Annotated in this window: 24 protein-coding genes; 9 read left to right on the top strand and 15 right to left on the bottom strand. The window is 69.6% G+C overall.

Going from position 1 to position 26485, the window contains the following annotated elements; genetic code table 11:
* Positions 1-296: 296 nt before the first annotated feature.
* A complete protein-coding gene (locus HDC31_RS02275; protein ID WP_179515781.1) occupies positions 297-1823 on the bottom strand; it encodes an HNH endonuclease signature motif containing protein in 1527 nt (508 codons plus the stop codon).
* A 983-nt stretch (positions 1824-2806) separates the two neighbouring features.
* On the opposite strand from HDC31_RS02275, the gene HDC31_RS02270 reads away from it, so the two are divergent.
* Both HDC31_RS02270 and HDC31_RS02265 read left to right on the top strand, forming a co-directional pair.
* Positions 2807-3574 (top strand): M23 family metallopeptidase, encoded by a 768-nt coding sequence (locus tag HDC31_RS02270; protein WP_046747580.1) that lies wholly within the window; start codon positions 2807-2809, stop codon positions 3572-3574.
* Between the two features lie 51 nt (positions 3575-3625).
* The gene (locus tag HDC31_RS02265) at positions 3626-4150 is read left to right on the top strand and encodes a GNAT family N-acetyltransferase (protein WP_058632920.1); all 525 of its coding nucleotides are present in this window, start codon (positions 3626-3628) and stop codon (positions 4148-4150) included.
* Between the two features lie 26 nt (positions 4151-4176).
* Here the strand turns inward: HDC31_RS02265 and HDC31_RS02260 are convergent, their stop codons facing one another.
* Complete coding sequence (locus tag HDC31_RS02260) at positions 4177-5628, bottom strand: gamma-aminobutyraldehyde dehydrogenase (protein ID WP_058632921.1); 1452 nt, start codon at positions 5626-5628, stop codon at positions 4177-4179.
* A gap of 99 nt (positions 5629-5727) precedes the next feature.
* On the opposite strand from HDC31_RS02260, the gene HDC31_RS02255 reads away from it, so the two are divergent.
* From HDC31_RS02255 to HDC31_RS02245, 3 genes are read left to right on the top strand one after another with little or no spacing between them, the layout of a single operon-like run.
* Positions 5728-6195, top strand: a complete 468-nt coding sequence (locus tag HDC31_RS02255) for an Lrp/AsnC family transcriptional regulator (RefSeq protein ID WP_046747577.1) — start codon at positions 5728-5730, stop codon at positions 6193-6195.
* Between the two features lie 28 nt (positions 6196-6223).
* Positions 6224-7627 (top strand): FAD-binding oxidoreductase, encoded by a 1404-nt coding sequence (locus HDC31_RS02250; protein WP_113681565.1) that lies wholly within the window; start codon positions 6224-6226, stop codon positions 7625-7627.
* Positions 7624-7971 (top strand): cupin domain-containing protein, encoded by a 348-nt coding sequence (locus HDC31_RS02245; protein ID WP_058632923.1) that lies wholly within the window; start codon positions 7624-7626, stop codon positions 7969-7971. The genes HDC31_RS02250 and HDC31_RS02245 overlap by 4 nt, the downstream gene beginning before the upstream one ends.
* Before the next feature lie 24 nt (positions 7972-7995).
* On the opposite strand, the gene HDC31_RS02240 is transcribed toward HDC31_RS02245, so the two are convergent.
* Positions 7996-9504, bottom strand: a complete 1509-nt coding sequence (locus tag HDC31_RS02240) for a carboxylesterase/lipase family protein (protein WP_113681569.1) — start codon at positions 9502-9504, stop codon at positions 7996-7998.
* A gap of 29 nt (positions 9505-9533) precedes the next feature.
* Positions 9534-10841 (bottom strand): MFS transporter, encoded by a 1308-nt coding sequence (locus HDC31_RS02235; RefSeq protein ID WP_113681566.1) that lies wholly within the window; start codon positions 10839-10841, stop codon positions 9534-9536.
* Positions 10842-11007: 166 nt separating this feature from the next.
* Here HDC31_RS02235 and HDC31_RS02230 point away from each other — a divergent pair, with 166 nt between their 5' ends.
* Positions 11008-11577 (top strand): TetR/AcrR family transcriptional regulator, encoded by a 570-nt coding sequence (locus HDC31_RS02230; RefSeq protein ID WP_113681567.1) that lies wholly within the window; start codon positions 11008-11010, stop codon positions 11575-11577.
* A gap of 34 nt (positions 11578-11611) precedes the next feature.
* On the opposite strand, the gene HDC31_RS02225 is transcribed toward HDC31_RS02230, so the two are convergent.
* From HDC31_RS02225 to HDC31_RS02205, 5 genes are all read right to left on the bottom strand, one after another.
* Positions 11612-12622, bottom strand: coding sequence for a DNA-methyltransferase (locus HDC31_RS02225; protein WP_374939216.1), 1011 nt, complete (start codon positions 12620-12622; stop codon positions 11612-11614).
* Between the two features lie 47 nt (positions 12623-12669).
* A complete protein-coding gene (locus HDC31_RS02220; RefSeq protein ID WP_046747571.1) occupies positions 12670-13719 on the bottom strand; it encodes a biotin/lipoate A/B protein ligase family protein in 1050 nt (349 codons plus the stop codon).
* Between the two features lie 38 nt (positions 13720-13757).
* Positions 13758-14495 (bottom strand): DUF1684 domain-containing protein, encoded by a 738-nt coding sequence (locus tag HDC31_RS02215; protein ID WP_046747570.1) that lies wholly within the window; start codon positions 14493-14495, stop codon positions 13758-13760.
* A 263-nt stretch (positions 14496-14758) separates the two neighbouring features.
* Complete coding sequence (locus tag HDC31_RS02210; protein ID WP_113681413.1) at positions 14759-15610, bottom strand: alpha/beta fold hydrolase; 852 nt, start codon at positions 15608-15610, stop codon at positions 14759-14761.
* Positions 15611-15645: 35 nt separating this feature from the next.
* The gene (locus HDC31_RS02205; RefSeq protein ID WP_179515780.1) at positions 15646-16383 is read right to left on the bottom strand and encodes a copper homeostasis protein CutC; all 738 of its coding nucleotides are present in this window, start codon (positions 16381-16383) and stop codon (positions 15646-15648) included.
* 59 nt (positions 16384-16442) lie between these two features.
* On the opposite strand from HDC31_RS02205, the gene HDC31_RS02200 reads away from it, so the two are divergent.
* The 3 genes from HDC31_RS02200 to HDC31_RS02190 all read left to right on the top strand — a co-directional run bounded on the left by HDC31_RS02200 (position 16443) and on the right by HDC31_RS02190 (position 18573).
* A complete protein-coding gene (locus HDC31_RS02200) occupies positions 16443-16883 on the top strand; it encodes a MarR family winged helix-turn-helix transcriptional regulator (protein ID WP_046747567.1) in 441 nt (146 codons plus the stop codon).
* 5 nt (positions 16884-16888) lie between these two features.
* Entirely contained in the window at positions 16889-18223 is a 1335-nt protein-coding gene (locus HDC31_RS02195; RefSeq protein ID WP_082108607.1) for an MFS transporter, read from the top strand.
* Between the two features lie 62 nt (positions 18224-18285).
* Complete coding sequence (locus tag HDC31_RS02190; RefSeq protein WP_045264425.1) at positions 18286-18573, top strand: hypothetical protein; 288 nt, start codon at positions 18286-18288, stop codon at positions 18571-18573.
* Between the two features lie 87 nt (positions 18574-18660).
* Here the strand turns inward: HDC31_RS02190 and rocD are convergent, their stop codons facing one another.
* From rocD to HDC31_RS02160, 6 genes are all read right to left on the bottom strand, one after another.
* Entirely contained in the window at positions 18661-19866 is a 1206-nt protein-coding gene (gene rocD, locus HDC31_RS02185; protein ID WP_179515779.1) for an ornithine--oxo-acid transaminase, read from the bottom strand.
* Positions 19863-20741, bottom strand: coding sequence for a dimethylargininase (ddaH, locus tag HDC31_RS02180; RefSeq protein ID WP_046747564.1), 879 nt, complete (start codon positions 20739-20741; stop codon positions 19863-19865). Before ddaH ends, rocD begins: the two co-directional genes overlap by 4 nt.
* A gap of 215 nt (positions 20742-20956) precedes the next feature.
* Complete coding sequence (locus HDC31_RS02175; protein WP_061017042.1) at positions 20957-21973, bottom strand: NAD(P)-dependent alcohol dehydrogenase; 1017 nt, start codon at positions 21971-21973, stop codon at positions 20957-20959.
* Positions 21970-22200 (bottom strand): helix-turn-helix transcriptional regulator, encoded by a 231-nt coding sequence (locus HDC31_RS02170; protein WP_113681843.1) that lies wholly within the window; start codon positions 22198-22200, stop codon positions 21970-21972. The genes HDC31_RS02175 and HDC31_RS02170 overlap by 4 nt, the downstream gene beginning before the upstream one ends.
* Positions 22200-22664, bottom strand: coding sequence for a hypothetical protein (locus HDC31_RS02165; protein WP_258546558.1), 465 nt, complete (start codon positions 22662-22664; stop codon positions 22200-22202). The genes HDC31_RS02170 and HDC31_RS02165 overlap by 1 nt, the downstream gene beginning before the upstream one ends.
* Positions 22665-22715: 51 nt before the next feature.
* Positions 22716-26366: a bifunctional proline dehydrogenase/L-glutamate gamma-semialdehyde dehydrogenase gene (locus HDC31_RS02160; protein WP_179515778.1), complete on the bottom strand. Its 3651-nt coding sequence runs from the start codon at positions 26364-26366 to the stop codon at positions 22716-22718.
* Positions 26367-26485: the final 119 nt, after the last annotated feature.

Genomic DNA, 26485 nt, shown 5'->3' with positions numbered 1-26485 from the left:
TCTCTTCGTCGCGTCGTGCACCACTGGCTGTGCCGGGCGCAGTGCCCGCAAGCATGCCACATCGTGTCGCACCAGTCGACACCCCGGACCGGTTCCGTCGGACCGCATGCGCGCAGAACCCGGCACCGGCGCCGGCACAGGCACAGGCACAGGCACAGGCACATCTCCTCCTTCACCTCCACCTCCACCTCCACTGCCACCTCCACCTCCACCTCCACCTCCACCTCCACCTCCACTGACACCATCACCAAAGGTTCCGCTGCCACCATCACCAAAGGTTCCGCTGCCACCGGGTTTCATGTCCGCAGCAGCTCCTCGCGTCGAACCGTCGGTCGGGAACGAGCAGCGCTGGTCGGTCGTGGTGTTCGCCATCGCCGGCTCGGATCCCACCAGGCAGGGCCGCGGACGGAGGGTGCGCCATGTCGCATCCGGATCTCCCATCCACTGGTGGGGAGGGTTCGGTGGTGGTGCCAGCACAGCGCGACGCCGTTGTCGGTATGAGTCGCTCCACCGCGGGCGTGCTCGTCCACGTGATGGATCTCGCACCAGGCCGCGGGCACATGGCAGCCGGGGATGAGGCATTCACGGTCGCGGAGAGTGATCGCCCGGCGTTGATGGGCATTGAAGATGCGGTCGGAGGTGTGGATTCCGATGATGCGCCCAGCCGGGTCGAACAGGACCCGCTGCACGCCGCCCCCGCACGCGGTGTGCGCGGCGACTCCGGTGGACACGGGGGTGTCGATCCCTTCGATGCGAGCCCATCCGGAACCGGTGGCGTAGTCCTCGGCGGTGACGGTGACGACCAGCGTCGGTGCGGCACCTCCCAGGCGGGGCGTGTCATCGTGACGTGCAGCGATGGAGAGCACGGCGGCGAGCGTGTCGTGCTGCTTCTGCGCGCGCGTCCGGGGGTCGATCGTCCGCACCGGGTCCTCGGATGGCAGGAAGCCATGATCCGCCCCCTCGACCTCCGGCGAAGAGGTGCGCGCCGTGTCGGAGGGCCGGAAAGCGACACCAGGTTGCGGCGGGCCGTCGACCTTCGGGTTCAGGTACGCGTCGAAGAGGCGTCGCAGCTGTCCTGCGACCTTGGGGAGCAGCCCACCCCGGATCGGGATCACCCCGTCCTTGGCCCGACCGAGGACGATCCCCCGCGCCCGCATGGCGATCTCGTCCGCAGGCTCGGCACCATCCGGATCGAGATACTGCACCATCACCTGCGCCAGCACCCGCAGGTCTTCCGGAGTCGCCGGAGGAGCGGTGTCGTCGTCGACCCCCGACTCCGCACCGCCGTGGTCATCCGCGCGCTGCTCGGCGACCGGAAGCCCGCGCGCATACGCCGCCAACTCCGCATCGGCCCGCAACCTGTCCGCCGTCCCCACCCTGGCGCCGGCCCGTTCGATCGGACCGATCGCCGCGAGAACCCCGTCGACCCCCACCGTCCCGTCGAGGAGGGACGCGCGCAATGCCGGCCACCGTGCCGGCAACCAGCCGCCCGACGTCAGATCGACCTCCCGCCGCACCGCCCTCGCGGCCTTCACGACCCGGGTGGCACCCGTCGCATCCACCCGCAGCACCCGCTGCAGAAGCTCGCCGACGGTTCGGCACCCGAAGAGGCCGCAGAACGCGAGGTCGCCCGAACCCGCCGGGCGTGACTCCACCGATGCGACGACCCCCACCACCACGGCCTCCACGCGCCGCTGCGCTTCACCCGCCATTCGCAGCAGCTCCATCTTCGATTCGTCGCTCAAACCCACCACCGCCTCGGAACGCAGCACCGCATCCAGGTCGGCGACGACCTGGCTGAGCGCATCCACAGGAGTGTTCATACCCGAAGTCAACTCGGGGCCACCGACATTCATCCCGGGATAAGCCCAGTTCAGAGCAATATTCCAGAACACAGATAGAGGCCTCCAACACTCCACCAAGCCGGCGGAAAGCGAGTACTCCACAGCTGCCGCGCACCGAGAAGCCAGGGCACCCCGAGCACTCCGCACGGGATGCAGAATCGACACACCGCTGGCGTCACGCTCTCCGCGGATATCGACGGAGGACAGAGCGCGGCGAAGGCCACATCGATGCCGACGCGTCCGATCTCGATTTGACGCTCGCGAGTTCACGAATTAAATTACAGATCGGTAACGGTGGCATCCGGGGGGATCGACCGCCGCGTACATCTGCCTCCCGGAAGGATCCCGTCACGAATTCCCTGCCCCCCGAGCGCGCTCACGAAGCCTCGGAAGCTCCGACAGAAGTCCCCGATCCGACTCGACCGCTTCTCCGTCGTCATCGTCGACGCCAGGCGACCGCAGACGCGCACTCCTCCCTTCCGTCGAACGCCGCCGACACGCTCCCCCTCGCCGACGCGACCTCTTCGTCCGCCGAAGCCCTCGTGCCCGAAGCCCGCCCCGCACCCGAAGCAGGCCTCGCACCCGAAGCCCGCCCCGCACCCGCAGCCGACCTCGCGCTCGACGCAGACGCCGCGCCTGTCGCCCCGTCACTCAGGTCCTCGCGCGCACGCCGCAGAGCCGCGGCAGCTCACACAGCGACCGCAGCCGCGGACCCGACCCAGGACGAGACAGCCCTCCACTCGCAGGCGACGCAGACTCAGGCACGGCCCCAGACGAAGCCGACTCCAGCGACGGCACCGCGCGCAACACAGCCCCAGACGACGGCACCCCAGACCGCGGCACCCCAGACCGCGGCACCCCAGACAACGCAGTCCCAGGCAACACAGCCCCAGACCACGGACCCCCAGCCCCAGGAAGCACAGGCCCCCCGTTCCTGGGATCCTCGCCTGCGCCCCCGACACATGGCTCCTCGCGCGGCGTCGACTCCTCAGACCCGGGTCCGCCGCGAGAAGCGCACGTGGGCGAAGTCCAAGGCACTCGGCGCCACCCTGGCGATCGGGGTCCTGATCACCGGAGCCGCGCTTCCTGCATTGAACCCCACCAGCGGCCCCGCGGCTGCTGCCAGCGCCCCCGTCTCGACTCTTGCCGACGGAATGTCCCAGTCCTACACATCGAAGAACGAGATCCGGGCGGAGATCGCCCCGCGCGGCAACTTCTCGGCGACGACGCCCGAGGAGATCAAGGAGACGCGCTCCCGTGCCGCGGCCGCCGCGATCGCCGCAGGCATGCCGCTGGGAAGCGCGCTGGACATCCCCCTCGCCGGACGCATCGTGATGCCGATGGCCGACGGAACATACTCCTTCACCGACGGGTTCGGCGCCTCACGACCGGGTCGATCGCACCTCGGACAGGACTTCGCCGCGCCGGTCGGCACTCCGATCAACGCCGCCATGAAGGGCTGCGTCTCCCGATCGACGGAGAGCTACCAGGGCTACGGCGTGACGATCCAGATCGAGAGCATCGTCGACGGACAGGCCGTGAGCACCGTCTACTCGCATATGACCTACGGAAGCCGGGCTGTCGAGGTCGGCGACTGCGTCGACGAAGGCCAGTACATCGGAGACGTCGGATCGACCGGCTACGTCTTCGGGTCGTGCCTGCACTTCGAGGTCCACATCAACACCGTCGCCGTGGATCCCCTGCCCTGGCTCAAGAAGAACGTGAGCTGACCCGCAGCGTCCACCCCCCTCCGGCCACGGCGATCCCCCTAGGCTGGATGGATGACTCCGCTGGTGATCCGCGACGCCCGCGCCGAAGATGCCGACAGCATCGCCGGCGTGCACGTCCGCTCCTGGCAGGCGGCCTACCGTGGACTCATCGATCAGTCCGTCCTCGACGGACTGTCCGTCGAGGAGCGAGCCGAGGGTTGGCGGCGCATCATCGCGGAGCCGCTGCCCACGGGCCTCGGCACCCTCGTCGCCGTGCGGGGCGACCGCCTGGTCGGCTGGGCATCGCTGGGCTCCGGCCGCGACCCCGACGGGCTCGCCGACGGCGAGGTCTACGGCATCTACGCAGACCCCGCCGCCTGGTCGACGGGTGCGGGCCACGCCCTGCTCGAGGCGGCGGAGCAGCGGATCGCCGAGGCCGGGTACGCACGCGCGTACCTGTGGGTGCTCGATGGGAACGATCGCGCGGATGCGTTCTACGCACGCCACGGCTGGGACGAGGACGGCGCGGTCAAGATCGAGGAGCGCCCCCAGCTCACCCTGCGCGAGCACCGTCGTGTGAAGCAGCTCGCCCCCTGAGCGCCCGGGGCCCCTCGCCGGCCCCTTCAGTCGAGCGCACTCATCACGTGCTTGATGCGCGTGTAGTCGTCGAAGCCGTACTGCGAGAGGTCCTTGCCGTAGCCGGAGTGCTTGAATCCGCCGTGGGGCATGTCCGACACGAACGGGATGTGCGTGTTGATCCATACGCACCCGAAGTCGAGGTCGCGCGAGAAGCGCATCGCTCGAGCATGATCGGTGGTCCACACCGAGGCGGCGAGCGCATAGGGCACGTCGTTGGCCATCCCCAGGGCCTCGGCGTCCTCGGTGAACGACTGCACCGTGAGAACGGGTCCGAAGATCTCACCCTGCACGACCTCGTCGTCCTGATGCACACCGGAGATGATGGTGGGCTCCCAGAAGTAGCCGCGATCTCCCCGGCGGCGTCCACCGGTCTCGATCGTCGCGTGCGCGGGGAGGCGGTCGATGAAGCCCTGCACCTGTGCGAGCTGGGCCGCGCTGCTCAGCGGCCCGTAGAGCACACCCTCCTCGCGCGGCCCCCCGGTGCGGGCGTGCGTCTGCGCCCTCGCGACCAGCGCGGCGACCAGTTCATCGTGGAGTGAGGCGTGCACCAGCACCCTGGTGGCGGCGGTGCAGTCCTGTCCGCCGTTGAAGAAGGCGCCGGTGGTGATGCCCTCGACGGCCTTCTCGATCGAGGCGTCGGCGAACACGATCGCCGGAGCCTTGCCGCCGAGTTCGAGATGCACCCGCTTGACGTCGTTCGCCGCCGAGCGTGCGACGGCCATGCCCGCCCGCACCGAACCCGTGATCGCGACCATCTGCGGCGTGGGGTGCTCCACCAGGGCGACACCGGTGTCGCGGTCGCCGAGCACCACGTTGAGGGTGCCCACCGGCGTGTGCAGCGCGACGATCTCGGCGAGAAGCAGCGTCGTGAGCGGTGTCGACTCGGCGGGCTTCAGCACGACCGTGTTGCCGGCGGCGAGCGCGGGCGCGATCTTCCACACCGCCATGTTCAGCGGGTAGTTCCACGGGGTCACCTGGCCGATCACACCGACCGGCTCGCGACGCACGAACGAGGTGTGTCCGGCGAGGTACTCCCCCGCGGCCCTGCCCTCGAGGCTGCGAGCGGCACCCGCGAAGAAGCGCAGCTGGTCGATCGACTGCATGATCTCGTCCGAGACCAGGCTCGCGCGCGGCTTGCCGGTGTCCTGCGACTCGAGGTCGGCGAACTCGTCTGCGCGCGACTCCATCTCGTCGGCGATGCGGAAGAGCGCCAGCTGCCGCTCCCCTGGCGTGGTGTCGCGCCAGATCGGGAAGGCCGCAGCCGCAGCTGCGTAGGCGGCATCGACGTCGGTGACGTCCGACACCGGGAGCTCGCCGTACGCGTCTTCCGTGACAGGATCCAGAAGCGGCATCCGACCGGCGCCGTGTGCGGGCACGTACTGTCCGCCGATGAAGTTCTGCAACGGCGCTGAATCCTTCAGAAGATGAGTCGACATGGGGTCATGGTATCGACATCCCTGCGGAATCTGAAGATACCTCCCGTAGATTCGACTGAATCAGTTGCGGGATCACACATCGACTGACAATATCGACACATGAGCACGAAGCCGTCCCAGCCTGCCCTTGATGACATCTCGAAGCGCATCGTCGAACTGCTGCAGGAGGACGGCCGCCGCCCCTACGCCGAGATCGCGCGGGAGGTCGGGCTGAGCGAAGCCGCCGCTCGTCAGCGCGTGCAGCGGATGACCGAGGCGGGCATCATCCAGATCGTGGCGGTCACCGATCCGATGCAGCTCGGCTTCCACCGCATGTCGATGATCGGCATCCGAGTCTCCGGTAACCCGCGCGAGATCGCGCAGGAGCTCACAACGATCCCTGAGCTGGCCTACGTGGTCGTGACGCTCGGCACCTTCGACATCCTCGTCGAGGCGGTGTGCGAGAACGACGAGCACCTCATCGAACTCATCGCCACCCGCATCCGCACGATCCCCGGCATCACGCACACCGAGAGCCTGCTCTACGCCGGCCTGTACAAGGACCTCTACAACTGGGGCACGCGCTGACGCGAGCCTCCGAGGAACGGAGAGAACGATGGGCACCACCGTCTTCGAACGCCAACGACCTTCAGCGAGCGTCATCGACGCCTCGCTCCGGGACACCGCCCTGCGGGTGTTCTGGCTCGACGACGTCGAGCGGCCGACGCACCCGCCGTTGAACGGCACTGTCCGCGCCGACCTCGCCATCGTCGGCGGAGGGTACGCCGGACTGTGGACCGCGGTGCGCGCCAAGGAACGCGACCCCGAACGTCGTGTCGTCCTGCTCGAAGCCTCGCGCATCGCCTGGGCCGCCTCCGGGCGCAACGGCGGATTCTGCGAGTCGAGCCTCACCCACGGCCATGAGAACGGCGTCAACCGATGGCCGGAGGAGATCGACCGGCTCGAGGAGCTGGGCCACGCGAACCTCGATGGGATCGGTGAGACGGTCGAGCGGTACGGCATGGATGCGGAGTTCGAGCGCACGGGTCAGCTGGCGGTCGCCGTCGAGCCGCATCAGGTGGACTGGTATCGCGAAGAGCCCGGCTTCCTCGACCGCGAAGCCGTGCAGGCCGAGGTGCACTCGGAGACCTTCCTCGCCGGAGACTGGGATCGCGACGGCTGCGCCATGGTGCACCCCGCCAAGCTCGGCGTCGAGCTGGCACGTGTGGCCGCCGACCTCGGCGTCGAGATCCACGAGCACAGCATCGTCCGCGCGATCGAGGGCGACGGGTCCGGTCCGATCACCCTGGTCACTCCGGACGGCCGTGTGGTCGCGGACGCCGTCGCCCTCGGCACCAACGTCTTCCCCTCGCTCCTCAAGCGCAACCGGCTGATGACCGTTCCGGTGTACGACTACGTGCTGATGACCGAGCCGCTCTCGACCGCGCAGCTGGCATCCATCGGATGGTCGAATCGTCAGGGTCTGGCCGACAGCGCCAACCAGTTCCACTACTACCGGCTCACCGGGGACAACCGCATCCTGTTCGGCGGCTACGACGCCATTTACCACTTCGGCGGCAAGGTGCGTGCGGAGTACGAGGACCGCATCGAGAGCCACCGCAAGCTCGCCTCCCACTTCTTCACGACCTTCCCGCAGTTGGAGGGTCTCCGATTCACGCACCGCTGGGCGGGAGCCATCGACTCGTCGAGCCGCTTCTGCGCGTTCTTCGGCACTGCCCGCAAGGGACGCGTGGCGTACGCGACCGGCTTCACGGGCCTGGGGGTCGGCGCGGCGCGTTTCGCCGCCGACGTCATGCTCGACAAGCTGTCCGGGGAGCAGACGGAGCGCACGGAGCTTCGGATGGTACGTGAGAAGCCCATCCCGTTCCCGCCGGAGCCCGCGGCGTCGATCGGCGTCAATCTCGTGCGCGCCGCCATGAACCAGGCCGACCACAACCAGGGCAGGCGCAACCTGTTCCTCAAGGCGCTCGACGCCGTCGGCATGGGCTTCGACTCGTGAACGGTCTCGCCGCGGGGAGTGCGGTGGATGTCGGGGCCCTGCCCCTCGCTCATGAGCCGCTGCCCTCCGACGACGTGCTCTCCGGCACGCCGACGACCGCGATCCGCGAGCTGGCGACTCTGGGCGGCATCGAGATCGGCGTCTGGGAGATGACCCCTGGCACCGCGACCGACACCGAGGCCGATGAGGTGTTCGTGGTGCTGTCCGGTCACGCCACGATCGCGTTCGCCTCGTCCGGGCTGCCCGATCTGGAGGTCGGACCCGGCTCCGTCGTGCGGCTCGCCGAGGGAATGCGCACGACCTGGACCGTCACCGAGACCCTCCGCAAGATCTACGTCGCCTGAGTCCGCACCGCGGGCGCTCTCGAATCAGGTCGCGCGCAGCAGCGGACGCACGGACGCGTAGGCATCGGCGACGTCGCGCGTCGGCACGTCGTAGACCCGGGCGATGCCCGCGGCACCCCGATGGCGCGGCCACCCGGGGTCACCTCCGGCGATGAACGCGACGGCCGCTCCGTGCACCTCGTCGGCCAGCTCCTGTGGAGGGTTCGGTCCGGCGAGTGGCTCCATGGCGGGGCCGTCGAGGCAGTCGAAGAAGAACGGCACGTCGAGGCAGTGCTCGGCGAAGCCGAAGTGCCCTGACGGCCAGGAGAACCGGTACAGCCAGGTGGGTGCCGAGCCGCGGTCGGCGAGCACGTTCAGCAGCGCCGTCCGGAACATCCGGTCGGTCAGCAGACGCCCGCCCAGGCGCGCTTTGCCGAGGCCGGCGATGTCGGCGTTCGCGGCGAGGTATTCCCTCCGTACGGCTTTCGGCAGTCCCAGCTTGTTCAGCAGGAGCGACCTCGGCACCCAGCGCAGCTTCTTCTCGGCCCCGGAGAGGACCATCGTGAACTCGTCGTCCGTCGCCCCGAGGACGAGCGGCTTGTCTGCGCCGACGCCGGCCCGCAGAGCCTCGCGCGTGGAGCGCGGCAGCAGATCACCGTCGACCGTCGGCCCGAGTGGGAGCCCCTCGTCGATCACGCTGCCCAGGGACGAGGGACCGAGCTCCGTGGCCTTCTTCTGCAGTTCGAGGATGCGTTCTTCGCGCAGCGACGAGAACCCAGCCACGGTCGGCTCGACCCCCGCCGCCGCGGCGAGCGCACGCCCGAAGGCCTCCGACCGGGTGGCACTCACATCGGCGAGCGCGCCCGAGATCGCGTAGACGCCGTGGAACAGGTGTTGCGCCTGCTCCATGCCGAGCAGGGTGAGCACCGCACCGCCGCCCGCGGACTGTCCGGCGATCGTGACGCGTGACGGATCCCCGCCGAACTCCGCGATGTTCTGCTGCACCCATTCGAGGGCGAGCAGCCAGTCGCGCACACCACGGTTCGAGGGTGCATCCTCGATCCAGCCGAAGCCGTCGAAGCCCAGCCGGTAGGAGAGCGAGACCGTGACGACACCGTCGCGGTTGAAGTTGCGGCCGTCGTACCAGGGGCTGGCAGGCGAGCCCGCGAAGTAGCCGCCGCCGTGGATCCACACGAGCACCGGGAGCCCGTCCCCCTGCCCCGCGCGGCTCGGGTTCGGGGTGAACACGTTCACGTTGAGCGTGGCGTCACCCTCGATGCTCGGCTCGGGGATGAGCGTGACGCCGGGGTCTCCGCGCTGCGCGGTCGCCGCGAACTCGAGCGCATCGCGCACGCCCTCCCACGGTGCCTTCGGCACGGGCGCCTGGAAGCGCAGCGCACCGATGGGTGCTTCGGCGAACGGGATTCCGAGGAAAGCCGCCGATCGGGGATTGCCCCGCCCTCCCGTTGTCGGACGCCAGCGGCCACGCACTCGTCCCGCGGCCGTGGCCACCTCGACGAAGTCGGCGGTCGTCTCGGAATCGGTATCGGTCATGACAGTATTCTCCCGGTCGTTCCCGGTCATCAGCGCACTCCCTTGATCGGCGCGGTCGCCACGGCGGCGAGGATCACGAACACGATCGCGAAGACGAACAGCATCGCGTAGCCTCCGAGCGCCGTGAGGATGACACCGCCGATCGCGGGGCTCAGGGCCTGCGGCACGTTGGTCGCCACGTTCAGGATGCCGAGGTCCTTCCCCGCGGAGACGCCCTCGTTCGGCAGCACCTCGGTCATCAGCGCTGCATCCACCGACATGTAGAGCCCGAAGCCGACCCCGTTGATGATGCTCATCAGGATCATGCCGGTCATGTTCGGCTGCAGGAGCGGCATCGCCAGCCCTGCCACCATCACGACGGACGCAGCGTAGATGAAGACCTTGCGGCGACCGACCCTGTCGCTCCACCACCCGGAGAGACCGATGGCGACCAGGGTCGGGATGAAGGCCACGAGGGTGAGCGTGACGACGGCGCCCTGGGCCTCCGCCAGGGGCAGCCCGATGTAGTCGGTGAGCATGTAGAGCTGGTACGAGCTGACGACGAAGTAGCCGAGGATCAGCAGGAACCGCGCCCCGAACGCCCAGGCGAAGTCGGGGTGGCGGCGCGGGTCGATCCAGAAGCCCCGGAAGAAGGCGCCCCATCGGAACGGGGCCACCGCGGCGTGCTTCGACGACCAGTCGCGGTTCACCACGGCGAACAGCAGCGCCGCCACGATCACGGCACCGCCGAACGCCGCGTAGCCGATGCCGATCTGCGCGGCGAACGCCCCGGCGAGCATGATGCCCACCGTCATGCCGACCTGCGTGCCGATACCGATCATCGCGCTCGCGCCGCCGCGCTTAGCCCGCGGGAACCTGTCGGCGGTGATGGCCGTCAGCGGAGCCTGGAAGAAGTTCAGCGCCACCTGGATGATGACCCAGAACACCGTGATCCAGAGGATGTCGGTCAACGAGCCCATTCCGAACAGGAAGATGCCGCCGATGATCGCGCCGAGCACCATCCACGGCACCCGGCGTCCGAACCGCGAGCGCGTGCGATCGCTCAACGCCCCGACGATCGGCTGCGCGAACAGCGTGAAGACGAAGGAGATCGTGGTCACGACGGCGAGGTTGCCGACCTTGTTCGCCTCGTCGATCATCAGCACCTGGCTGGGCAGCAGGATCGCGATGAGTCCGCCGTAGGTGGCGAACAGGGTCAGCGAGGCGATCAGCAAGCTGGGCAGCAGCCGCCGATTCGCGGGCGGACTCGCCGCCGGTTCCCCCGCGGCGGGCGGAACGGCGCGGATGGTGCCGGTCGGGGCGATTTCAGCGGCGGGGTCGAGCGGGGACACGGACATGTCGGCTCCTCGTTGAGCGTGATCGGGTCGGTGAGCGTGATCAGGTCAATACCATACGGTGTTTGGTATTCGTCGGACATGCTGACAGATCGTCGACTGTCCGCGCAAGCGTTTCACGAACGTTGTTTGGTTTTTGTGATCCGAGCGTGACGGTTACCCTGGAGCGATGGCTACACGGGGGGCATACGCGAAGGGCGTCGCCAAGCGCGAGGAGATCCTCGAGGCCGCACTCGCCGTCGTGGCCGAGCACGGCTACCGCAAGGCGTCGGTCCGGGAGATCGCGGACGCCGCCGGACTCAGCCCGGCGGGCCTGCTGCACTACTTCGGCAGCAAGGAGGAGCTGTTCGTCGCGATCCTCCGCGCCAGAGACGACCGCGACGAGCAGCAGTACGCCGGCGAAGACGCCTCGGCCGCGTTCCTCGCGGTCATCCGTCACAACGCATCCGTCCCCGGTCTCGTGCAGCTCTACGCGCAGTTGGCCGCCGAAGCCGGGGATCCTGCCCACCCCGCCCACGCCTACTTCCGCGAGCGCACCGAGCGTATCGAGACCTTCACCCGCGCTCAGCTCATCATCGACCAGGAACAGGGGCGGATCCGCGCCGACCTCGACCCGGCATGGGTCGTCCGCACCCTGCATGCCTTGGCCGATGGGCTGCAGGCTGCGTGGATGCTCGATCCCTCGCTCGACATGGCGGCAGAGATCGAGCGGTTCCTCGTGCTGCTCCGCCCCTCCTGACGGAACGGTCGCGGCTACTCCGGCCGAGTGTGGTTCAACGAAACGACGTCACCTCGGCGTGCGGCATCCGCGTCTTCATTATCCTGACGGCCTCGGGGTTGTCGTCGACCAGCACGGCGTCGCGTCCGAGGGCCGAGGCCACCGCTCCCGTCGTCCCACTGCCCGCGAAGAGGTCGAGCACACGGTCGCCAGGACGACTCGACGCCGTGACGATGCGCCGCAGGATCCCCTCGGGCTTCTGCGTGGGATAGCCGGTCTTCTCCCGACCGGTGGTGGGCACGATCGTGTGCCACCACACGTCGGTCGGCAGTTTGCCGCGCGCCGCCTTCTCGGCGGTGACGAGCCCCGGCGCCATGTACGGCTCGCGGTCGACCTCGTCCGAGTTGAACACGTACCCTCGAGGGTTCTTCACGTACACCAGGATCGTGTCGTGCTTGGTGGGCCAGCGGCTGCGCGACTTGGCGCCGTAGTCATACGCCCAGATCAGCTCGTTGAGGAAGCAGTCCCGCCCGAACACCGCGTCGAGCATGACCTTCGCGTAGTGCGCCTCCCTGTAGTCGAGGTGCAGGTACAGCGTGCCGTCGTCGGCGAGCAACCGCCAGGCCTCTTCGAGCCGTGGCATCAGGAACGAGCCGTAGTCGTCGAAGCGGTCGTCATAGGCGCGCAGCATCCCGCGCACCCGCTCGTAGGCGTGGCCGTGGAAGCCGTGCCGCACCTCGGTGTCAGCGGCCGGCGCGGTCTCTCCCGGCTCCGGTGAAGAACTCCGCAGATCCGTGCCGGTCACTCCCCCGAGGTCGTGGATCCCCGGGACCGGTTCCGTGGCCGGCACCGATTCTTGAGGAGTTGCCCACGTCCGCCGTGCGGTCACCACCTGACGCTCCTGCGTGCGGCCGGTGTTGAACGGCGGGTCCAGGTACACGAGCGTGAACGAACCGGAAGGCAGGGTCGCGGCGACGGCGAGGTTGTCGCCCTCGACGATCGTCACCGCACCCGGTACGAGCGGCTGCGGTACGACCGGCTCTGACACGGACACGGTGTCTGCCACGACGTCAGGGGTGTCCGCCGCAGGGGGGAGGTGAGGGGCCGGCGCCGTCACGGCACCCGATGCAGCCAGGCCTCGGTGGCGAACTTCGATTCGACGAGCGCCTCGGCGGCAGCGTACTCGTCGGCCGAGATCGACCCGGTCTCGGCGTCGGTCAGCGAGCGGAAGGTGTCCTTGAACCGTTCGATGATCTCCGCGCGCTCGAGGCCGGTCTGGCTGCGCAGCGGGTCGACGCGCTTGGCGGCAGAGGCGGTCCCCTTGTCGCTGAGCTTCTCCCGTCCGATGCGCAGCACCTCGGTCATCACCTGACCGTCGATGTCGTACGACAGGGTCGCATGGTGGAGCACTCCGCCGTTCGCCAACCGCTTCTGGGCGGCGCCGCCGATCTTGCCGGTCGGGCTCGCGATGTCGTTGAGCGGCTGGTAGACGGCATCGATGCCGAGCGAACGCAGCGCCTGCAGCACCCAGTCGTCGAGGAAGGCGTAGGAGTCGGCGAAGGTCATCCCCGCCACGAGTGAAGCCGGCACATACAGCGAGTAGGTGATGATCTGCCCCGCGGCCATGAGCATCGCCCCACCGCCCGAGATACGACGGACGACGTCGAATCCGTGCTTCGCAGCTCCCTCGGGGTCGACCTCGTTGCGGTACGACTGGAACGATCCGATCACCACGGCCGACTGGTCCCACTCCCAGATGCGCAGGGTGGGACGGCGACGCCCCTCGCCGACGCGGGAGGTGAGCACCTCGTCGAGCGCGAGGTTCATGCGTGGCGACGCAGCCTTCTCGTGCACGATCTCCCAGTCGAAGTCGCGCCACCCAGGGGCGGTCACGAGTGCGCGACGCACCGCGGTTCCGACGGCCTCCGGTGTGAACCCGAGCAGCTGGGCCCCGTCGGGCAGCGCGGCGCGGACGGCTGCGGCGATCGCCGTCGCGTCCGATTCCACGGGCAGTCCGTCGACGGCGGCGTTGATGTCGTCCAGCGCCGAGTCGGGCTCGAGGAAGAAGTCGCCGGCGAGCCGGAAGCGGGAGATCCGGTCGTCCTCGATCTCGAGGTCGACGACGACGAGCTTTCCACCTGGGACCTTGTATTCACCGTGCACGGTTCCAGCTTAAGGCGCGCGGCCCCTGTCACGGCGGGTCAGCCTCCGAGCACGACGACGCGCTCACCCGCGCGGATCGGGGTCGAGTATCGATTCCCGGCGGGCGGCAGCGGGCACACGAACTGGTCGGAGAATGCGCACGGCGGCAGATAGGCGCGGTTGAAGTCGATCACGGCAGTGCCGTCCACGGCCGGTTCGTCGACCGGAAGGAACCGGAAGCGGTAGGTCTCGAGGCCGTTCGTCCCGTCTGCGAACACCGCGCTCAGCCCGCCCTGAGCACCTCGGGTCACGGTGAGCGTCTGCGGCGCGCCCGCCAGCTCGAAGCGCAGCCGACCGGCGACGGGCGTCTCCCGCGCATCGCCGTCGACCGACGTGATCACGATCTGCTCGTCGGGTGTCTCCTCGAAGACAGCCGGCAGACGCCAGCGCTCGTCGGGGGCATAGGCATCGATCGCGGTGAACCACTCGCGCTGCGGACGAGCCGGATTCAGCACACGCAGCGCTATCGTGCCGTGGCGCTCGAACACGCGCAGCTCGCGGCGCCCGAGCCGGATGCTCTGCGTGCCCCGCAGCGTGACGGTGGATCCCGCCTGGCCCAGCTCGCTGCCGCGGATGCCGCCGTCGCCGGTGAGCGCCCAGAGCCCGGGGATGCCGTCCACGGCCGCGGCCTCCGTGATGAGCCAGTTCGTCGACTCGAGTGCCGACGGGCCGTACTCCGATCCCGCGTACCGCTCCCTGGACGCGTGCCAGTCCTGCCAGTCCTTCACGAAGCTCATCGGAGCGCTCCCTCCCGTGCGGGGTGCCGCCGAGCGGGCACTCCTCGCTCATGCGCGGAATATTGCCCCGAATCTACGGTGACCCCGCGGCGCGCGAGACGCCCGTGTCACACGCCTTCACCGCGCGTAACGTCGCGTTACATCCGCACCACGCGGGAACACCTCGCCCCAGACCCACGCTCCCCGCCGAGACCCACCGCGGCGAGCGGTCGCCACAGTGGGTGTGGACGAGGAGCATGGGTCTCGGCGGTGGAGCCGGGAGCTCAGCGTGCGGGGATGTGCGTGTCGAGCCAGGCGAGCACGTCGGCGCGCACCTCGTCCTGCTGCAGCTCCGCGAAGATCTCGTGGCGCGCGTCGGGGTAGACGAGCGTGGTGACGTCGGTGAGACCTGAACGGTTGCGGTACTCGTCGGCGAGCTTGTGCACGCTGCGCGGTCCGCCCACCGGGTCGTCCCGCCCGACCAGCAGAAGCATCGGGATGTCGTGCCCCAGGTCCTTCGCAGAGCGGCCGTACAGCTTCGCCGCCTCGATCGGGCCGAACAGCTTGAGCAGCGGCACATCGGTGGTCAGCGGATCCTCGTCGAACGCGGTCCACACGGCGGGGTCTCTGCTGAGCCACTCCAGCCCGGTCGCGCCCTCACCTGCCCAGCGCGCATTCAGCGGAGCGGCGTTCAGTGAGCCCGGCATGCGCAGGGCAGAGCCGGACAGGATCACCGCGTCCCACGCGTCCGGGTGCTCGTTGACGAGCATCTGTGCGAGGAACGATCCCCACGAGTGCCCGAGCAGCACGAGCGGCAGATCGGGATTCTCCTCGCGGATGATGCCCGTCAGCTGCCAGACGGCTTCCACGGCCGCACGCAGCCCGCCCTTGCCCAGACGGCCGAGCTTCTCCGGGCCGCCGTGCTGGCGGATGCCGGTGCGGCCATGACCGCGGTGGTCGTCGGCGTAGACGTGGAATCCGGCAGCCGTGAGCGCGGTGATCAGCGCACCGTACCGCCCTGCATGCTCTCCGACGCCGTGCAGCAGCTGCACCACGCCGCGCGGGGTCCCCTCGGCGGGATGGACGTCGTAGACGATGTCGACACCATAGGCATCGGTGAACTCGCGGGTATCCATCACGCTGCGAGCCTACCCATCACCGGAAGAGGCGGCTACCGTGCAAGGGCGTCGCGGATCGCGAAGGCGGTGTCGCGATCGGTCACCTCGTAGCCGCCGACCCCGTCGGAGGCCGACCCCATCCGCACCCCGCCGTCTTCGTTCACGGCACGCTTCGCGGAGAAATGGATCGCGTCCACGCCCGCGGCTGCGAGCAGCGGAGCGCTCGCCACATCGACGCCGCTGCCCGCCATGATCTCGATCTCGCCCTCTGCGGCCGCGACGAGCGCACGCAACGTGTCGATGCCGTCGATCGCGGCCGACGCTCCCCCCGAGGTGAGCACCCGACGCAGGCCCAGCTCGCGGGCGCTCCGCAGCGTCGCGACCGGATCGGCCGTCACGTCGATCGCACGGTGCAGCGTCGCGGGTGCGCCGGCTGCGGCATCTCGGAGGCGCGCCATGGCGAACAGGTCGAGTCGCCCCTCGGCGTCGAGGGCGCCGATGACCACGCCCGTAGCACCGGCGGCGATCGCGCGGCGCACATCGAGCTCGGCCACGGCGAGTTCGTCGTCGTCGTAGTGGAAGCCGCCCGCGCGCGGGCGGATCAGCACGTGCACCTCGGGGCCATCGACCCCTGCCGTCTCGACGGCGAGCTCGATCGTCGCGGGCGACGGGGTGAGTCCACCGAGGGCGAGAGCCGTCGCGAGCTCGACGCGTGCCGCGCCGACCTCCTTGGCGATGCGCACTCCGGCGGGGTCCTGCACGGCGATTTCCAAGGCGAGCGTTCGGGTCACCCCTCCATTGTGCCCGCTGCCGCGACGGCATCCGGAAAATTAGATAGGCTATCTAAGTAATGTCTGCGTCTGATGAATCCCTCCGCCTCACCGCCACAGACCTTCGCATGGCCACGTTCCGGCTGGCCCGCCGCCTCCGCTGCGCCCGCGCCGCCGACTCGATGAGCGACGCGCAGCTGGCGGTGCTCGCCGACCTGCGCATGAACGGCCGACGCACGGTCTCGACCCTCGCCGAACGCGAACGCGTGACCGCGCCGTCGATGACGAGCACGATCAACGGCCTCGAGGAGCAGGGCTTCGTCGTGCGCACCCCCGACGAGGACGACCGGCGACGCGTGCAGGTCGACATCACCCCGGCCGGTGCCGAGATCGTGGTCGAGACCATCCGCCGGCGCGACGAGCTGCTGGCCGACATGCTGCGCGAGGTCGACTACACCGAGGCCGAGCTGACCACACTGCGCGAAGCGAGCGCCCTGATGCGGCGGGTGGTGGAGAGATGAGCGCCATGTTCCGCTCGTTCGCGAACATCAACTACCGGATCTGGTTCGCGGGCGCCCTGATCTCCAACGTCGGCGGGTGGATGCAGGCCACCGCGCAGGACTGGGTGGTGCTCACCGAGCTCACCGACAACGACGCCACGGCGATGGGCGTCACCATGGCCCTGCAGTTCGGGCCTCCCCTCGTGCTCGTGAGCATGACGGGGTGGGTGGCCGACCGCTTCGACCGCCGGCACATCCTGTTCGCGACCCAGTCGGCATTGCTGGCCCTGGCCATCGCGGTCGGTGTGCTGCTGCTCAACGACCTCATGACGCTGCCGATGATGTTCGGGTTCGCCCTCGGATTCGGCATCGTGAACGCCTTCGACGCCCCGGCCAGGCAGGCGTTCGTCTCGGACATGGTCTCCACCGGCGACACCTCGAACGCGGTGGCCCTCAACTCGGCGTCGTTCAACCTCGCCCGCATGGTGGGGCCGGCCGTCGGAGGCCTGCTGATCGTGGCGATCGGCTCGGGCTGGGTGTTCATCGTGAACGCCGCGACCTTCCTGGCGATGCTCCTCGCGCTCCTGTTGATGCGGCGCAGCCTGCTCGCCCCTCGGCTGAAGAACCGCAGCCGCGGTGGCCTGGCAGCCGGCTTCCGGTACGTATGGGGACGCAGCGACCTGAAGGTCGTCTTCGTCACGGTCTTCCTGATCGGCGCCTTCGGCATGAACTTCCCGATCTTCGCCTCGACCATGGCACTCGAGTTCGGTGCGGGAGCCGACGGATACGGTGTGCTCAGCTCGGTGCTGGCCATCGGGTCGCTGATCGGCGCCCTGCTGGCCGCACGTCGCGACCGGGCCCGGGTACGGGTGGTGATCCTGGCTGCCGGCGGGTTCGGGATCGCCGCCTTCGTGTCGTCCGTGATGCCCAGCTACGCGTCGTACGCCGTGACCCTGACGTTCACCGGCTTCATGATCGTGACGCTCCTCACCACCGCCAACGGCTACGTGCAGATCACCACCGATCCCGCCCTGCGCGGCCGTGTGCTCGCGCTCTACATGGCGGTGATCATGGGCTCGACCCCGGTGGGCGCTCCGATCGCGGGGTGGGTCGCCGACACGTTCGGGCCGCGCGCTGCGATCATGCTCGGCGGCACGGCCGGATTCGTCGCCTGTGCGATCGGTGTGATCTGGGTGGCGACGTCCGGGCGCCTGCGACGCGACGAGAACCGCCGCTTCCTGCTCACACTCGACGAGACCCGCCCGCTCAGCGTGATCGAGGTCGACCCGATCGAGTTCAGCGACGAGGCCGCCGTGACCACGCCGATCCGCACCGCCAAGCGGCGCGACCCCGACGACTGAGCATCCTCGGCCTGTTTGTCAATGCCCTCTGCGGAGGGCCGCACCCGACGTAGCGTCGTCGCATGGACGAGAACACGGAACGCACCCCCCACCCGCAGGACCCGGCAGAGGGCGCACCCGGAGTCGGAGCACCGGACGAGGACTCCGGCCAGGGCGACGGCACCGGCGGAGCCATCCAGGGTGATGCCTCGCGCGGCGAGTCCACCGGAGGAGCCATCCAGGGCGACGCCGGCCAGGGCCATCGTGCGGCCCTCGGCGGCGACGAGAACACCGAGGATCAGCTCGACGCCGATAACGCCGCCGAAGAGGACACCCTCAAGACGCTCGACCCGGATTCCCCACCGGCCTGAGCGGCACGAGGACAGCGCCACCGCCAGCCGTCTCATCCCCAGTCGACGGCCGTGACAGCGGTGGCGCTGTCCGTGTCGGCGGGTCGGTCAGGCGCCCAGCACGAGCTTGAGCTGCTCCACCGCCCAGTCGAGCTCGGTCGCACGGATCACCAGCGGCGGCGCGATGCGCACCGTCTGTCCATGCGTGTCCTTCACGAGCACGCCGCGTTCGAGCAGCTTCTCGGCGATCTCCCGCCCTGTGCCGTTCGCGGGGTCGATGTCGACCCCGGCCCAGAGTCCCGCGATGCGCACGGCCGTGACGCCGTGGCCGATCAGCGGCTGCAGCGCCTGCTCCAGATGGGCTCCCAGCGCACGGGCGCGCTCCTGGAACTCCCCCGTCTGCAGCATCTCGACGACGCGCAGGCCCACGGCTGCGGCGAGCGGGTTGCCGCCGAACGTCGAGCCGTGCTCGCCGGGACGGATCACACCGAGCACATCGGAGTCGCCGACCACGGCCGAGACCGGGAGGATGCCGCCGCCCAAGGCCTTACCGAGCAGGTACAGGTCGGGCACGACGCCCTCGCGGTCGCATGCGAACGTCTCTCCCACGCGACCGAGACCGGCCTGGATCTCGTCGGCGATGAACAGCACGTTCTTCTCATCGCAGATCTCGCGGATGCGGCGCAGGTATCCCTCCGGCGGGATCACGACCCCTGCCTCGCCCTGGATCGGCTCCACGAGCACGGCGGCAGTGTCGTCGGTGATGGCTGCGGCGATGGCGTCCGCGTCGCCGTACGGCACGACGTCGAAGCCGGGCGTGTAGGGCCCGAAGTCGTCGCGCGCCTGCTCGTCGTCGCTGAAGCTGACGATCGTGGTCGTGCGCCCGTGGAAGTTCCCGGCTGCGACGATGATGCGTGCCCTGCCCTCGGCGATGTCCTTGACGCGGTAGCCCCACGCGCGGGCGACCTTGATGCCGGTCTCGACGGCTTCGGCACCGGTGTTCATCGGCAGCACGAGGTCTTTGCCGGCGAGCTCCGCCAGCGCCGCGGCGAACGGTTCGAGGCGGTCGCTCTGGAACGCACGACTGACGAGCGTGACCCGTCCGAGCTGCTCGGTGAGCGCGGCGACGAGTGCCGGGTGCCGGTGACCGAAGTTCACGGCGGAATACGCGGCGAGCAGATCGAGGTAGCGCTTGCCCTCGACATCCGTCACCCACGCGCCCTCTGCGCGGGCGATGTTCACGGGCAGCGGGTGATAGTTGTGTGCGACGTGCGGCTCGGTGTTCACATCGGCGCCTGCCTCCAGCGCGGTCACTTCGCGCCCCGAAGCTCGAGCGTGCAGCACTTGATGCCGCCGCCGCCGAGCAGCAGCTCGGAAAGATCGATCATGATCGGGTTGTAACCGCGCTCGCGCAGCTGCTTCTCGAAGCCCTTCGCGCGCGGGGAGATGATCACGTTGTAGCCGTCGCTCGCCGAGTTCAGGCCGAACACCGAGCCGTCCTCGTCCGACACCAGGATCGCGTCGGGGAAGCGCTTCTCGAGCTCGGCGCGGCTCGCGTCGTCGAAAGCACCGGGGAGGTACGCGATGTTCGCGTGCTCCGGGCCGCCGTTCTCGAGACCCTGCACCGGATCGAGCACGGCGATCGCGGTGTCGAGGTGGTAGAAGCGCGGGTCGACCAGGTTGAGCGACACGACCTCGCGGCCGAAGACCTCGCCGACCTCGCGGTGACTGTCGCCGGTCGAACGGAAGCCGGTGCCGGCGAGGATCACGTCACCGACGAGCAGGAAGTCGCCCTCGCCCTCGTTGACCTCCTTCGGCATCACGGTGTCGTAGCCCGCGCCGCGGAACCAGTCGGCGAAGGCGGGAGCCTCGCCCTGGCGCTCGACGAAGCGGAACTCGGGCACATAGGCGCGGCCGTCGATGAGGAACCCGCCGTTGGCCGTGTAGACCATGTCGGGGTATCCGGCGAGGGGCTCGATGAGCTCGACGTCGTGGCCCAGCTCGACGTACAGGTCGTGGAGCTTCTGCCACTGCGCGACCGCCTTCGCGGTGTCGGTGGGCTTCGACGGCTCCATCCACGGATTGATGGAGTAGTTGACGGTGAAGTGCTCCGGCTTGCACATCAGGTAGTGGCGGTGGTGCGCGGTGCGGGCGGGGGCGGTGGAGACGGCGGCTTCAGGCGTCGACATGGGAGCTCTCCTCGGAGGACGGGCGCGGCGGACGCTGTCCAGGGGCCCGGCGGTCCTTCGACCCTTCGCTCGATCGAGCGGGCGTCGGGGAAGATGCGACTCGGGCACGCCGGGGTCCATTCTGTCACCCGCCCCCTGTGCACCGCCAGAGCGCGGTGGGGGGGTGCTCCGCCACACCGCTGTCGGTGCGGCACCAGAACACCGCCGATGAGCGCTCAGACCGCGGTGCCGGCGACCACGAGCTTGCCCACCGTGTGGCCGGCTTCCAGTCGGGAGAGAGCCGCCGATGCCTCGGCGAAGGGATACTCGCGCTCGATGACGGGGACGATCCGCCCCTCGGCCACGAGGTCGAGCAGCTTCGCCAGCACCTCGGGGCGTGGCGTCGCGGCGAGCGGTCGGATGCTCCGCGAGCCGATCGACAGGAACACCGCGCGCAGCATCCGTGGGACGGGGCCGAGCACATGGCCGCCGTCGCCGGTGACCAGCACGACTGTGCCGCCGGGAACGACGAGACGCTTCAGCTCGCGCAGCGGCATCCCTCCCGCGATGTCGATGATCGCGTCGAATCGGCCGTCCGCGAGCGTGCTCAACGGCGACTCCCTGTGGTCGAACGTGCGCACCGCGCCGAGCTGCTCGATCAGCGGCGCGTTGCGGTCGCGACAGGTCGCCCATACCTCGGCTCCGCGGAGAGTCGCGAGCTGCACGGCGAACGTGCCGACGCCTCCGGATGCACCGATGATCAGCACGCGCGGCGCCCCACCCGCCGCGTGGCCACCGTCTGCGAGTCCGACCCCGGCGAGGTCGAGGGCCTGCCAGGCGGTACCACCGGCGACCGGCAGGCAGGCAGCGGTGTCTGCCGCGATGTCGGTGGGGATCGGCACCAGCCGAGCGGCGGGAACCCGGACATACTCGCCGAGCCCTCCCCCGCCGACGAGCTCACCGACCACCTCTTCGCCGACCTCAGCACCGACGACATCGGCCCCGAGCGCCACCACGGTGCCAGCGACCTCCATGCCGCGCACCGGGTGCTTCGGACGTGTCAGCCCGAACACCGGCCGCACGAGCAGCGGATCGCCGAGCAGAAGACGCACGTCGCCCGCGTTCAGGGCCGTGGCGCGCACGCGCAGCAGCACCTCGCCGCGTCGAGGAACCGGCATCGAGGTGTGTTCGAGGGCGACGCCGTCGGCGGGCCCGTACGTCTTCCTGGTCCACGCCTTCATCGACCGGCTCATGATGCTGCTCCTGACGTGTCGGGATACTCGAAGATGTCGTCGAGGCCCACGCCGAACGCACGGGCGATCTGGAAGGCGAGTTCGAGCGTCGGCGAGTACCTCTGCTGTTCGATGGCGATGAGCGTCTGGCGCGTCACGCCGACCGTGCGCGCGAGCTCGGCCTGAGTGAGTCCCGCCCTCTCGCGATGAGCGCGGATGGTGTTGGAGACGAGAGTGGGCTTGACCATCAGACGAGGCCTCGCCGGTAGGCGATCACCCTGGCGACACCGCCGACGAGCGCGGCTACCGCGAAGCCCGCGAACATGGTGTTCGCGATCCAGAAGACGTCGGCCCCGACAGCGCACAGCGCGATCACCCCGAGGCCGGCGATCACGATGAAGGCCTGCTCCACCCGCCCACCCATGCGGCTGATGTCGCGGTCGCGGATGTCGGAGCGCCCTACACCGTCGGGGTCGCGCATTCCGGCGATCATGCCCCAGACGACGCTGAGCACGATGGTCGCGACGATGCCCCCGCCGATCACCCACAGCATGAGCGGGAACCAGTCCACATCGGTGAGCGGCCCTCCTCCAGCCTGCTGGAGGACCAGCACGACGTACACGACCATCACGATGGGGCTCACGATGAGTCCCGCCCACGCATTGCGCTCTTCGTAGACCACGACGCCTCCGATGTAAAAGATTCTTGACACGCTCAGCGTACGACCGCTTACCAGGTGTGTCAAGAATTCTTTACATGCGGCTCAGATCACGTCGCTGCTCCACGCGTCGAGGTTGCCGTAGCGGTGCGCGGTGATCGAGATCGACTGCTCGTGCACGAACGGCAGCAGCTCGATGCGGGCGGCCGCCGTCACCTCGCCGTCGTACACCGCGAGGTCGGGATCGCCAGCGGAAGCCGAGGCCAGCTTCGCGCGGAGAGCGGCGACACCCTCACGACCGCCGACCAGTCGCACTCGATCGCTCGCCGGCAGTGTGACGCCTTCGAGGTCGGCGTCCTGACGGAGCAGCCGCTGCAACCACTCGTCGTCGCTCTCGAGGAACACCGGGGCGTCGAGGTCTCCGAGCGCTCGGCGCACCTCGGCGGGCAATCCGGAAGGGGTGGAGATGACGAACCTGGCGCCGGAGCGCACCCCGGCGATCACCACGCGCAGCAGGTCGTGCAGCGCGGCGTCGTCGGTCGCGCGCACTTCGACGGGCACGGGGCGATATCGGAACAGGTTGCGCTCGACTCCCAGACGCGACACGTCGCGCACCTGGCCGAACTCCCGATCCCAGGCCAGCGCATCCGAGAGAGCCGAGCGCCGCAGCCACTCGAACGACTCATACGCGAGCGAGGACTGTGCCGCCTCGATCACCGCGGTGATGCGCGAATCGAGCCCGCGCAGGTGCAGGGTGCTGGAGGCCGGCCCTGCCGACTGCGAGCGCCACGATCCCAGGCCGATGAGATAGTTGGGCCCACCCGCCTTCGCGCCGGGGCCGACCGAGGAGCGCTTCCAGCCGCCGAAGGGCTGACGCTGCACGATCGCGCCGGTGATGCCGCGATTCACGTAGAGATTGCCCGCCTGCACCCGGTCGAGCCAGTACGACAGCTCCTCCGGATCCTGGGTGTGCAGCCCTGCGGTGAGTCCGTAGGCGACGGCGTTCTGCATCTCCACGGCGCGCGCGAGGGTCGGGGCGTGCATCACCCCGAGCACGGGGCCGAAGAACTCCTCGGTGTGGAAACGCGATCCCGGTTGCACCCCGACGCGCACGCCGGGACGCCAAAGCCGTCGGCTGCCGTCGTCCGCCGCGGCGAGAGACGGCTCGATCAGCCACTGCTCGTCGCCCTCGAGCTCACTCAGCGCCCAGGCGAGCTTGCCCTGCGGCTGCTCGATCACCGGCCCCACCTCGGCCAGCGGATCGGTAGGAGGACCGACGTGCAGCGAGCGCACGGCGTCGGCCAACTGGCGGGCGAACCGGGCCGAGCGTCCGACCGGCCCCACGAGGATCGCGAGCGACGCCGCCGAGCACTTCTGCCCGGCATGTCCGAAGGCGCTCTTGACGAGGTCGGCGACCGCGAGGTCGAGATCGGCGGAGGGCGTGATGATGATCGCGTTCTTGCCGCTGGTCTCCGCGAGCAGCGGCAGATCCGGGCGCCAGGAGCGGAACAGCGCCGCCGTGTCCCACGCGCCGGTGAGGATCACCCGGTCGACCGCCGCGTGCGTGATCAGCTCGCGGCCGAGCTCCCCCTCTTCGACGTCGACGAGCGCCAACAGGTCGCGGGGGATCCCTGCCTCCCACAGCGTCTCGGCGATCACCGCCGCACAGCGACGGGCCTGCGGTGCGGGCTTGAAGACCACACCGGAACCTGCGGCGAGCGCGGCGAGCACTCCTCCGGCGGGAATGGCGACGGGGAAGTTCCAGGGCGGCGTGACGACCGTGACGGATGCCGGGACGAACACGGCGCCGGCGATCGCGTCGAGCTCCCTGGCCTTGGCTGCGTAGTAGCGCGCGAAGTCGACGGCCTCACTCACCTCGATGTCGGCTTCTGCGAAGACCTTGCCGGTCTCGGAGGCCGCGACCTCGATGAGGTCTCCGCGACGGGCCTCGAGTGCAGCCGCGGCACGCAACAGCACCTCGGCACGCTCGGCGGCAGGTCGCCCGCCCCAGGCCGGGGCCGCGCGACGCACACCGTGCACGACCCGCTCGAGCTCGTCCGCATCGGACACCTGCGCCGCCGCGATCGTGGCAGACCCCAGGTCGGAGGTCGCGATGCGCTCGCGCACCTCGCGCGCCCATTCGCGGTTGGCGGGAAGCGCGGGGTCGCTGTCGACGGTGTTCGCGAAGCCCGGGGCTCCGCCGGTGTCCTGCTCCAGCTCGCGGGCGGAGTAGACCGCGGTCTCCAGGAACGCCTCCCGGCCGCTGTCGTCCGAGCCGCGGGAGATGCCGAGCACCGCCTTGGTCAGGTCGGTCTCCGGCACCGGGGCGACGGGTGCAGGGCGCAGCGACTCGTGCACGGGGGCGAGACGGTCCTGCGTGCGACGGGGTCCGATGCGCAGCGTCGGGTCGCCCGCCCTGTCGAGCGCATCGAGGAAGCGATCCTGCTCGCGGACGAACAGCGACTCGTCCTCGCCGAGTCGGAAGGCGGCGGAGAGGAAGTTGTCCGGCGAGGCGTTCTCCTCGAGCCGGCGCACCAGGTAGCTGATGGCCACGTCGAACTCCGCTGGCTCCACCACCGGCACGTAGAGCAGCACCGGTCCGACCTCGCGCGAGACGGCTCGCACCTGCCCCTGGGCCATGCCCAGCAGCATCTCGAACTCCACGGCCTCCCGCACGCCCCGCTCGCCCGCCAGCAGCCAGGCGTAGGCGATGCCGAAGAGGTTGTGCCCCGCGACGCCGATCTTCACCGCAGCCGTGTGCTCCGGCTGCAGCGCCCAGTCGAGGCAGCGCAGGTAGTTCGCGTCGGTGTCGAGCTTGGTGTCGTAGGTCGCAGGCGTCCACCCGTGCATCCGCGCCTCGACGTGCTCCATCGCGAGGTTCGCCCCCTTCACGAGACGCACCTTGATGCGGGCGCCGCCGTGCGCCACGCGGTCCTGCGCCCACGCGGTGAGCTCCTGCAGGGCGGGCAGCGCGTCCGGCAGGTACGCCTGCAGCACGATCCCGGCTTCGAGCCCGGCCAGTCGGGGGTCCTCGAGGATGCGCGTGAAGACGGCGATCGTGAGGTCGAGGTCGCGGTACTCCTCCATATCCAGGTTGATGAAGGTGCCGTCGGCCGCCGCCGCGAGATACAGCGGAAGGAGCCGCTCTACCACCTCGTCGACGACCTCGTCGAAAGCCCACATCGACAGGTGGCTGATGATCGCCGAGACCTTCACCGAGACGTAGTCCACGTCCGGACGGCGGACGAGCGCGTGGATGCCGTCGAGCCGTCGTCGGGCCTCCGCCTCCCCGAGCACGGCCTCGCCGAGCAGGTTGAGGTTGAGCCGGGAGCCGTCGGCGCGGATCCGCTCGATCGCGGCGCCGAGCTTGGCAGGGCGCGCATCGACGACCAGGTGCCCCACCATGTCCCGGAGCACCCGACGGGCGATCGGCACCACGGGCGTCGGGAGGATCTGCGCGACCCCGCCACCGAGACGTACCACCGAGCGCAGGTACCAGGGCAGGAACTCCGGCACGATCGGGGCGATGCGGTGCAGCTGCGAGGCCGCGGCGATCAGGCTCTCCGGACGCATGACGCCGTCGACGAACCCCAGGGTGAACGGGAGTCCGTTCACGTCCTGCAGCACTCCGGCGAGCCGAGCGGCCGCCGGGTCTGGTTCTGTCGCCGCGGCCTCGATCGTCCACCGCCGAGCCAGCTCGACGGCACGGTCTGCGAGGGATGCGGATGCCACGGCATCCGGCGGGAGGTCTGCCATGGATTTCAGCCTAGGTCTGGACGCCCCGGATTCCGCGCCGCGCCGCCGCTTTCCGCCATCCGCGTCCGCTTCGCATGCGGCCGTTCTCGCCGCCCGGTGCGGCCCCGGAGCGGAGGAGC

This window comes from Microbacterium sp. JAI119 (genome assembly GCF_013410135.1).
In the GTDB taxonomy this organism is placed as follows: Bacteria; Actinomycetota; Actinomycetes; order Actinomycetales; family Microbacteriaceae; genus Microbacterium; species Microbacterium oxydans.
The sequence above is the reverse complement of the archived record's forward strand: the minus strand, read 5'-3'. Positions and strand labels throughout refer to the sequence as shown.